The sequence below is a fragment of the Corynebacterium sp. HMSC05E07 genome (assembly GCF_001807225.1).
GTDB classification, from domain to species: Bacteria; Actinomycetota; Actinomycetes; order Mycobacteriales; family Mycobacteriaceae; genus Corynebacterium; species Corynebacterium singulare.
The window spans coordinates 1-1,122 of record NZ_KV788231.1; the positions used below are offsets into that span (position 1 = coordinate 1).

At 57.0% G+C, this 1,122-nt stretch carries 1 pseudogene; it reads left to right on the forward strand.

The window, feature by feature from the left end:
• Window positions 1-1,122, forward strand: a pseudogene (locus HMPREF3149_RS13585) (hypothetical protein); the annotation flags it as partial.

The window sequence follows — 1,122 nt, forward strand, 5'->3', positions numbered from 1 at the left end:
TACTGACGGTGACGGCGTCAACGATGGTGATGAAGTCAAGAACGGTACCAACCCGACCGCTAAGGACGAGGATGCTCCCGAGGAGCCCAAGGTTTCCGTCGATGGTGCTGATAAGCCGAATACCGTTGAGCCGACTGATGATGAGCAGTCGACTGGTGTGAAGGTGGAGAACCCGACGGGTAAGACCACGGTGACTGCCAAGGATGAGGACGGTAAGGGTGTTCCTGCCAAGATTGATCCGGAAACCGGTGAGATTGTTGTTACCCCGGGTGACAATGTTGATGGTCCGATTGCCGTGACTGTTGAGGATCCGTCCCTGGATGAGCCGGTAACGGTTGAGGTTCCGGTTGATGGTCACGAGAAGGGCAAGGACGATAACGGTTCCGAGAACACTGGCGGTACCCCAACTGACCCAACCGACCCGACTGACCCATCTGAGGAGCCTGCCAAGGACTCCGACAACGATGGTGTTTCCGATGAGCAGGAGGATAAGGACGGTACTGACCCGAACAAGGCTGACTCTGATGGTGATGGTCTCAGTGACGGTGAGGAGAAGGAGAAGGGTACTGATCCGACCAAGGCCGATTCTGACGACGACGGCGTCAACGATGGTGACGAGGTCAAGAATGGCACCGACCCGAAGAACGCTGACTCCGATGGTGACGGCCTGACTGACGGTGAGGAAAAGGAAAAGGGTACTGATCCTCTCAAGGCTGATACCGACGGTGATGGCCTGAGCGATAAGCAGGAGCTGGACGGTTCCGAGAACGGTAAGTACGACAATGAGCCGACGGATCCGAAGGAGGCTGACTCTGATGAGGATGGTCTGACTGACCGTACTGAGATTGAGATCGGTACCGACCCGAATGAGGCCGACACCGACGGTGACGGCGTCAACGATGGTGACGAACTCAAGGCCGGCACGAACCCGACCGTGAAGGATGAGACCCCTGAAGAGCCTGCCAAGGACTCTGATGGTGACGGTGTCACCGATGAGCAGGAGGATAAGGACGGTACTGATCCGACCAAGGCTGACTCTGATGGTGATGGCCTCAGTGACGGTGAGGAGAAGGAGCACGGTACCGATCCGAACAAGGCCGATTCTGACGACGACGGCGTCAA